The organism is Paenibacillus farraposensis (assembly GCF_020736845.1).
GTDB lineage: Bacteria > Bacillota > Bacilli > Paenibacillales > Paenibacillaceae > Paenibacillus > Paenibacillus farraposensis.
The window spans coordinates 1-10,503 of the sequence record NZ_JAFFQR010000094.1 but is presented as its reverse complement, the minus strand read 5'-3'; the positions used below and the strand labels follow the sequence as shown (position 1 = coordinate 10,503).

Genomic DNA, 10,503 nt, shown 5'->3' with positions numbered 1-10,503 from the left:
GATCCGGCGTATTCGCTGCCTGCTGTTCAAACAGGGTACTTAACGTTTGGTCCTGTGCGTATCCGGTTCCACGCATGCTATGCGCCTGCGGATCGTTGAACACGCTCAGAATCTGCTCGCTTTCTTCTGCCGTAATCAGTTCGATTTCTCCCAGCTTCACATCCGGGTTCGCCGCCACGGCTTCAGCCAGCCGGATGAAGTGGCGTGTCATTCGTTCCACGGTTTCCCGTTGATACAATGCGGTTGCATATTGCAGGCCGAACTGGATGCCTGCCTCTTCCTCACTCGCTTCCAGCGTTAAATCAAACTTCGCTGGCGTTTGCTCCAATCCGTATGGACGGAAGCTCAGGTTGGTCAGCTGCAGCTCGCCTTCCTCGGTGGTTTGCAGCGTAAACATCGTATCGAACAGCGGGTTGCGGCTCATATCCCGCTTCACATTCAGTTTTTCCACCAGCTCTTCAAACGGATAGTCCTGGTGCTCGTAAGCTTGCAGCGTACGCGTCTTCACATCCTCCACGAAGCTGCGGAAGCTTTGCTCTGCTGTCGGATAGTTCCGCAGTGCTAGCGTGCCGACGAACATCCCGATAATCGGCTCCAGATCCACATGCGGCCGCCCGGCAATCGGTGTGCCGACCACAATGTCTTCTTGGCCGCTGTATTGATGCAACAGCGCGGTGTACGCCGCCAGCAGCACCATATACAGCGTAGAGCCTGTTTGCGCCGCTAGCTCCTTAAGGCGTTCGCTGACTTCACGCTCCAGTCCAAAGACGACCGTATCCCCTGCGGTACTCCGCACCGCCGGTCGGGCAAAGTCGGTTGGCAAATCCAGCACCGGCAGCTCGCCCCGGAAGGTGTCCAGCCAGTACGCTTCCTGACGCTGCATCCACTCCTGATGGGCTTCGCTTTGCTGCCATACCGCATAGTCTTTGTACTGAATCCGCATTGGTGACAGTTCTTTGCCGTCATACAAGCGGACAAATTCATCGGTCAGTACTCCCATGGACACCCCGTCGGACACAATGTGGTGCATATCCAGCATGAGCAGATGCTGTGGTTCTTGCTCCGGTCCTTGTACGCCCAGGTCCACCACGCCTACCCGCAGCAGCGGAGCGGTTTGCAGATTGAACGGACGTACAAAGCGTCGCACCAGCTCTTGCGTATCTGGACTGACCATCGTGCCCGTAGTCAGACCTGTAAGTGCAGTCGTATCTCCGGCCTGTACCTTCGCATACTCCACCTCGAATGGCACGGTGTCCTCAATCCATTGCATCGGATCACCGTCCACAAGGGTAAAGCGCGTACGCAAGGTCGCATGCCGGGCGATCAATTGACGGAATACATCTTCCACTCGTTTCACGTCCAGCGGACCGCTCACATGCAGCACCGACGGCATGTTGTAGTTCACATCATTCGGGTCGAACTGATGCAGCACATACAGTCGTTTTTGCGCCGAGGACAGCGGGTAGAAGCTGCGCTCTTCCGTCACCGGAATGGACGCATAGGCCACTTGTTCCTGACTTTCCAGCACAGCTGCCAGCTGTTCAATCGTTGGCGCTTCAAAAATGCTGCGCAATGGAAGCGGCTTGTTCAGCTCCTTGTGAATCTTCGAGGCCAGCGTTGTCGCCCGCAGCGAATGTCCGCCAATCTCGAAGAAGTTTTCCTTCACGCCGACCTGCGCGAGGCCCAGCACATCCTGCCAGATTTGCGCCAGCTTCGCTTCCACCCACGTCCGCGGTGCGACATAGTCGGCTCCGCTTTGCAGGCTGCCTTCCGGTGCCGGCAAGGCCTTGCGGTCGATTTTGCCGTTTGGTGTCAGCGGCATCTGCCCCAGCTGGATGAAATACGACGGCACCATGTAATTGGGAAGCTCCTCATTTAGCAAGCTGCGCAGCTCGCCTGCACTCACTTCCCGCTCGGCCACATAGTACGCCACCAGTTGGTTTTGCCCCTGCTCGTCCGCCTGTGCCAGTACGATGACCTCTTGCACGTCTTCCACTTTCAGAATTTGTGCCTCGATCTCGCCCAGTTCAATCCGGTAGCCGCGGATTTTCACCTGATGGTCGATCCGGCCCAAGTATTCAATGTTGCCGTCCGGCATCCATCTCGCCAAGTCACCTGTACGGTACATCCGCTCATAGCCCGCTTCGCCAGCCGCAAACGGATTCGCTACAAATTTCTCGGCCGTCAGCTCCGGACGATTCAGATAACCACGGGCCAATCCCAGACCGGACGCGCACAGCTCACCCGCTACGCCCACCGGCGCCAAATGTCCATGTACATCCACCATGTATACCCGGTGATTCGGCATAGGGCGCCCGATGGAAATCAACTGTCCTGCTCTTGCATCTTCGGACACCGACCAGGCTGACGTCGCCACCGAATTTTCGGTTGGACCGTAGCTGTTATAGTACGCTACCTGATCCTTCCATTTGTAAATAAGTTCTGTGGAAGTGGCTGAACCCGCCGTGACCAGAATACGCAGATTTGGCATCTGTTCCGGCTCCAGATATACCGCATAGGTCGGTGGTAACGTCGCCACCGTAATTTGATGTTCTGACATGTACTGCTCGAATCTCTCATAGTTCAAAATCGTCTCTGACGTTGGCACATACAATGTGGCTCCACTGAACAGCGCCATGAAGATTTCCCAGCAAGCCGCATCAAACGAGTAGCTGGCGAACAGCAGTGCATGATCCGATGTACTAATCCCAAAATCCTGATCAAAATACGTTTTGAGATTGCATAGCCCACGATGCTCCAGCATAACGCCCTTCGGCTGTCCCGTCGTACCCGACGTATAAATCACATACGCCAGATCGTTCGGACCGGACAACAGCTCCAGATTGGAACCATCCTCGTGATAGACACCCTGCTCCCCATCCAGCGCCAGCACATTGCCGTCAAAAGCCGCTTTGTCCACCAGATGGCTTTGCGTTAACAGCAGCTTTGCCCCCGAGTCGTCCAGCATGTAGCGGATACGCTCCTCTGGATATGTCGGATCGATAGGGACATACGCGCCTCCGGCCTTCAAAATCCCGAAGATGCCCACGATCATGTCCACCGAGCGCTCGGTCATCAGACCCACCAAGCGATCCTTTGTCACGCCCTGACTGCGCAAGGTGCGCGCCAGGCGGTTCGCACGTTCATTTAGCTCGCGATAGCTCAGCTGCTCTCCTTCGAAGAACAACGCTGCCTGCTCCGGTGTCTGGCCTGCTTGTACCTCGAACAAGCCGTGAATCGTTTGCTTGCTTGGATAGTCAGCCGCTGTAGCTCCCCATACGCCCAGAATTTGCTCACGCTCCTGCTCGCTTAGCACATCCAGCTCATATACCTGAATGTCTGGCTTCGCTGCCACCTGCTCCAGCAGTTGCACCAGATGACCCTGAACCCGTTCAACAGCTTCACGGTCATACAGCTTCGCATTGTATTCGAATCGGATTTTCATCGCTTCCTGCGGCATGACGACCAGATTGAAATCATAGTTGGTCTGTTCAATCATACCTGCATTGCTAATTTCAAAATCCGATTCTGCACCTTCGCCAAGCTGCTCGACCTGTTCCTCCACCGGATAGTTTTCGAACACGATGATATGGTTGATCAGGTCTTGCTTTTGCTCGGTCAAGGCTTGAATTTCATACAGCGGATACGTTTCATAAGCTTGAGAAGCCAGCGCCTGCTTCTGATTTGCTCTGATCATGTCGGCAAATGTATCCTCAGCCCCACTGCGGATACGTACTGGAATAGTGTTAATGAACAAGCCCACCATATTTTCGATGCCCGGAATGTCAGCCGGACGACCAGACACAACGCCGCCAAAAACAGCGTCGTCACTACCGTTGTACTTTTGAAGCAGCAAGCCCCATGCCGTTTGCAGCAATGTATTCGTGGTCACGTGGTGCTGCTTGGCAACCATTTCAATGCGTCCTGTCAAGTCCTTGCCCAGATCGCACAGCACATGCTCAAATTGTGCACCATCCGCTTTCACGCCTGCTTTTCCGGTCGGAATCGAAGTTTGCTGGTCATAGTCGAGCAAATAATCCTTCCAGTATGAAGATGCAGCCACTACATCCTGTGCTTCCAGCCACTCAATATACTGACTGTATGGAGTAACCGGGGCAAGCTTTGGTTCTCTGTGCTCCACGGCTGCAAAATAAGCCTCAAACACCTCATTCGTTACCAGCGCTACACACCAGCCATCCATCAAGATGTGATGAGAGCTCCACACAAAATAATAATCCTCGTCACCTGTTCGTAAAATCGCTACGCGCATCAACGCATCCCGGGACAAATCAAATCCGGTTGCCTTGTCCTGGCGAATAAATTCCTTCACATAAGCGCCCCGCTCCCGATCATCCAGATGACGCAGATCTTCATATCGGAAACCAATATCCTTGCGGCGGAAAATGACCTGCACAGGCTCATCCTGCCAGCCGCTGAAGAAATTGGCTCTAAAAATTTCATGCCGTTGTGCCAGATGATTCAAACTGTCTTGGAACACATCCACTTGGAAGCATCCGCGCAGATCAAATGTCGTTTGTTCAAAATAAGCGCCTGAATCTGCATCCATCAAGCTATGGAACAACATGCCTTTTTGCATTGGCGTCAACGCATATACATTTTCTAGTTCGCCAATGTCGCGGGTGCGCTCTACCAATTGATCCAGTTCGTCCAGGGTTACATGTTTAAGCATGACATCGCTTGGAGTCAGCTCCTGCTGTTTGCGGCTTACGCAATGGGCAATGATTTCCTGCAAGCTGGTTCTGAACGCTTCGGCTAGCTGCTCCATCGTTTCACGGCGGTATTCCTGATTGCTGTAGCTGATCGTCAATTGCAGTTCGCCTTCCGAAATCAGTCCGTTCATGTCCAGCGCGTATGATCTTGCCGCATGTGGGCTAAGCACGGCACCACTTGCGTAAGGAGATATACCAATGATCTGGTTTTGCATATCCTGATCAAATTGTCCCAAATAGTTAAAGCTGATTTCCGGTTCGGTTGCAAAACACTCTTGCTCACGTGTTGCGGACAGGTATCTCAAAATACCGTAGCCGATACCCTTTTGCGGAATGCGGCGCAATCCTTCCTTCACATTTTTGATGCAATGTGAAAGGTCTTGCCCCGTGCTCATATCCAGCACAACCGGGAATTGAGTCGTAAACCAGCCAACGGTGCGTGTAATATCCAGTTCTGGCAAGATGGACTCCCGGCCATGACCCTCCAGATTGACGAGCACTCGTTCGATACCTGCCCAGCGATGAATAGCCATTCCCAACGCAGTAAGCAGCAAATCGTTCATATCCGTGTTGTAGGCACGATGCGCCTGTTTTAACAACTGCTCCGTTTCCTGAGCTGTCCACGTGGAAGTAATGATCTCGCTATCCTTATTCAAAGAATATGGGTGTGGCTGGTCTTTTGGAAGCGACTCATATGCACCCTGTTCGATTTCCTGCCAGAACGCGAGTTCTGCTGCCACTGCCGAACCGTGCGCATATCGGGACTGTTCATCAGCCCAGATGCGGAACGAATCCGTTTTGTGCGGAAGACGAATCGCTTGTCCGTTCAATGCCTGCTCATAAGCTGTCGCAATATCCTCGAACAAAATGCGCCAGGATACGCCGTCCACCACCAAGTGATGGATCGCAATCAGCAAATGATCTCCATCCGGGCAGCGGAACAGCCCCAGCTTGACCAGCGGTCCTTCGCTTAAATCCATTCCTGCTTGAATTTCATTAGCTTTGGCCTCGATCGCCGCAGACACCTCAGCCTCATTGCTGAAATCCGCCCGTTCCAGCGTATACAGCTCGCCCTCGCCAACCGCACGGTTCCAGGCTTCATATCCCTGCTCGGCAGGTCGGAAAATCGTACGCAGCGCGTCGTGATGGCTAACCATTTGATCCATCGCCCTACGCAGGGACGGTTCGTCAAAACCGTCCTTGCTATGCAGCATGATGGACTGGTTATGATGATGAGTATCCGTCAGGTTTTGTTCAAAGAACCATTGTTGAACGGGTGTCAGCTTCACAGCGCCCATCACTTCGCTCTGATCTGCCACTCTTGTCACCGATTGGACTTTCAGCGCCAATGCTGACAGTGTTGGATGACTGAACAGGTCCTTCATGTCCAGTCGATAGCCTGCCTGCAGCAAGCGGGACGATACCTGCAAGGCCTTGATCGAATCGCCGCCCAGCTCGAAGAAGTTATCCTGCGTGCCTACCGCTTCCACGCCGAGCACCCCGGCCCATACCGTAGCCAGTACCTGCTCGGCCGTGGTACGCGGTGCTACATAAGCTGCACCGGTATGGATACTGCCTTCCGGCTCCGGCAGGGCCTTACGGTCGATTTTGCCATTGCTGGTCAGCGGGATCGCCTCCAGACGCTTCAGGCGTGCTGGCACCATGTGCGCTGGCAGGCCGGCTTCCAACTCTGCTTGTACCTCCTCCAGCCGCAGTTCCGCTTCTCCGGTGATGTACCCGCACAGATACTTGTGTCCACGCTCATCCGTCCGGTCGATCACCACCGCTTGACGCACGCCCGGCACCCGCTGGATCGCCGTTTCGATCTCGCCCAGCTCGATCCGGTAGCCCCGGATTTTCACCTGATAATCCATCCGGCCGATAAAGTCCACATTGCCGTCCGCCATCCAGCGTGCCAAGTCCCCTGTGCGGTACAGTCGTTCACCCGTTACGTACGGATTGGCCACGAATTTCTCCGCCGTCAGCTCTGCACGGTTCAGGTAGCCACGTGCTACCCCGGCTCCGCCAATGCACAGCTCGCCCAGTACGCCGATCGGCACCGGATTCAGCTGGCTGTCTACGATGTAGAAGCGGGCGTTCAGCCACGCCTGGCCTATCGGCACATGGCCGCTGCCTGGCAGCTTCGACAGTTCTTCGTCGTAGAAGCTGGAGTCGATTGCCGCCTCTGTAACGCCATAGCTGTTAATGATGCGAATATCCGCGCCAAACCGTTCCTGCAGCACCCGGTAGTCCGTGACGCTGCAGCTGTCCGAGCTGGTGATCAGCAATTCCAGACTGCTCATGTCCAGTCCGTGTTCGTACACATGCTGCATAAACGGTACGATCAGGGCTGGTGTCGATTCGAACACGGTAATCTGGTAATCGCGAATCCAGCCATGCAGACGGCTCGGATCAATCCGGTCATCTTTCGGGCAGATGACCATCGTGCCGCCGTTATAGAGCGCCCGTGCGATATCGCCGACGAACACGTCGAAGGAGAAGCTCGCCAGTTGCAGCAGCCGTACCGGGAACTGGCTCAGACGGTAATCCCGGCGATACGCCGCTGCCGTATTCACCAGGCTGCGATGCTCGATCATAACACCCTTCGGACGTCCCGTTGTCCCGGAGGTGTAAATCACATACGCCAAATCCTGCGGCTCGTTGATATGCTCGACATCTGTGGCATCCCCGGTGTACAGCGACTCATCGTCCAGCGCCAGCATCGTATGCAGACGTAGCCCGGCTGCGGATTCGGATGCTGCTTGGCTTTCCTCCAGCCATACCTGGGCACGCTCCTGCAAGCCGGTTTGAGTCAGCAGCACCGTTGCTCCGCTGTCCTCCAGCATAAAGCGGATTCGCTCGGACGGATAATCGGCATCGAGCGGCACATACGCACCTCCGGCCTTCCATACCGCCAGTACGCCGACCAGCATGTCCACCGAGCGTTCGCTCAAGATGCCGATAATCGACTCACGCCCGATGCCTTCATTTCTCAATCTGCGAGCCAATTGGTTCGCACGCTCGTTCAGCTTGCGGTACGTGAGCTGCTGCTTCTCGTACACAACCGCCACATGATCCGGTACTAGCTGTACCTGTTCTTCCACAAAGGCATGGAACAAGGCTCCTGCTTCAACAGCAGCAACATCCGATACTCCCACATCTCCAAAACCGTAGAGGATTTGTGCTTTTTCCTCGACGGTTACCATATCCAAAGCTGCCAGCGGCTGCTGCGGATGAAGTACAATAGCATGAACGAGTTCGGTAAAATGCTTGGCCAATCGCGCGATTGTCTCAGGCTTGTATAGCGCTGTGCTGTATTCCAGACTGCACAGAATGCCTTCCGGCTGCTCCAATGCATCCAGGGTCAAATCAAATTTGGCCGTATTATTTTCCGTCGGATACGGCTTAAAGGTCAGACCTTCCAGCTCGAACTCCTGCTGCTCAAATGTTTTCAGCTCAAACATCGTGTCAAACAGCGCATTTCGGCTCGTATTCCGTGTTAAATTCAGCTTTTCAACCAGCTCTTCGAAAGGATAGTCCTGATGCTCATAAGCGCTGAGCGCATGCTCTTTGACTTCCTGCAGGTAACCAAGGAACGTTTTTTCGCCAGACGGATAGTTGCGGATCGCCAGCGTGTTGAGGAATACACCTACCAGGCTCTCCAGTTCCGCATGTGGCCGCCCAGCAATCGGCGTGCCGACAATAATGTCCTCCTGCCCCGAATATTTATGCAATAGGGTGCTATATGCTGCAAGCAGCACCATGTACAAGGTCGATCCGGTTTGAGCGGCCAGCTGTTTCAGCTGTTCGCTGTCCTCTGCGCTGATTGAAAAATCATATCGAGCCCCTTCCAGACGCTGTACGGCTGGTCTTGCAAAATCTGTTGGCATATCCAGCGCCGGAATTTCGCCAGCCATCGTCTTCATCCAATAGCGCTCTTGCTCACGAAGACGGTCACTTTGCATACCGGCATGCTGCCAAACAGCATAGTCCTTATAATGGATCCGAAGTGGCGACAGCTCCTTGCCTTCATACAATTGGGAGAATTCCTGCACGATCATCCCTTCAGTAACCCCATCCGAAATAATATGGTGCATGTCATAGAGCATCACGTGACGTTGCGGTCCGTTTTCCACCAGTTGAACCCGCAGCAGCGGTGCTTGCGCAAGGTCAAATTCACGTACAAAGTCCAGTGCGTACTGCCGTGTCTCTTCTTCGCTTGCCTGTACATGTTCAACGTTGAATTCAACGGTTGCAGCGATGCGCTGCACGACCTCGCCATCCACCATATCGAAGCTGGTTCGCAGCGTTTCATGACGGGCAATCAGCTGGCGGAAGGCTTGCTCCAGCCGCGTTTTATCCAGGGAACCTTCAATAATCAAAGCTCCCGGCATGTTGTAGCTAATCTCTCCACCTTCCAGATAACTCAGCACGTACATCCGTTTTTGCGCCGAGGAAACCGGATAATATGGGCGCTTCTCCACAACAGGTATGGATGCGTACGTTTGCTGCGTCTGTTCACCCATCACTCGTACCAATAGCTCGATCGTCGGATATTGGAAAATATCTCGCAGCGCCAGCTTGTGATGCAGCTCCTGATGGATTTTCGCCACCAGAGTTGTGGCGCGCAGAGAATGTCCTCCCACTTCGAAGAAGTTATCCGTAATTCCAATCTGCGGATCATGCAGTACGCTCTGCCAGATATGCGCCAGTTGCTCTTCCAGCCGCGTCCGTGGTGCCACGTACTCCCTGTCTGCTGCGAGACGTATTTCCGGCGCAGGCAGGGCCTTGCGTTCGATTTTGCCGTTCGGACTCAGCGGCATTTGCTCCAGCTGCACAAAATACGACGGCACCATATAGCTTGGCAGCTCCCGGCCGAGCTCACTTCTCAGCTCGCTGGCACCCATCTCCTGCCCGGCCACGTAGTACGCCACCATGTGTTTTTGTCCCGTTTCATCCGCACGTGCCATGACGACAGCTTCTCGTACAGACTCCACTTTCAGCAAGTGCGATTCAACCTCGCCCAGCTCGATCCGGTAGCCCCGGATTTTCACCTGATGATCGATCCGGCCCAGATATTCGATGTTCCCGTCCGGCATCCATCTCGCCAAATCGCCTGTACGGTACATCCGCTCATAGCCTGCTTCGCCACCGGCAAACGGATCGGCGACGAATTTTTCCGCCGTCAGTTCCGGTCGGTTCAGATACCCACGGGCTACGCCCACACCGCCGATGCACAGCTCGCCTGCAACCCCGATCGGCTGCAGCCGCTCCGTTCCTTCCTTCACGATGTACAGACGGATGTTCTGAATCGGTTTTCCGATCGGAATCACCGCATATTCCTCTCCTGGCTCGCAGTCGAAGTACGATACGTCCACGGTCGCCTCTGTCGGTCCGTACAGGTTGATCAGCTTCGCTCCAGCCAGGCTCGGCACAAGCCGCTGGAACCGGGCCACATGCTGCGGCGGCAACGCTTCGCCGCTGGCAAATACGTAGCGCAGCGTGCCCAGCTTCGCCTGCATCACTTCCCGTGGCTGCTGCTCCACATATTCCAGGAACGCATGCAGCATCGCTGGCACGAAGTGCATCGTGGTGACTCCATCGCGGGCAATCGTATCGACAATGTCCTCCGGATCCTTTTCCCCGCCAACGGGCAGCAGGCTCACCTTCGAGCCAACCATCGACCACCAGAACAGCTCCCATACCGACACGTCGAAGGTGAAGGTGGTCTTTTGCAGAATCGTGTCCTCCGCGCCCAAGCCGTAACGGTCAT

The 10,503-nt window shown here is 54.7% G+C and carries 1 protein-coding gene; it reads right to left on the bottom strand.

Annotated features, from left to right (window positions below; genetic code table 11):
- On the bottom strand, positions 1-10,503 hold a 10,503-nt coding region (locus JO375_RS14820), incomplete at both ends, for a non-ribosomal peptide synthetase (RefSeq protein ID WP_229525193.1).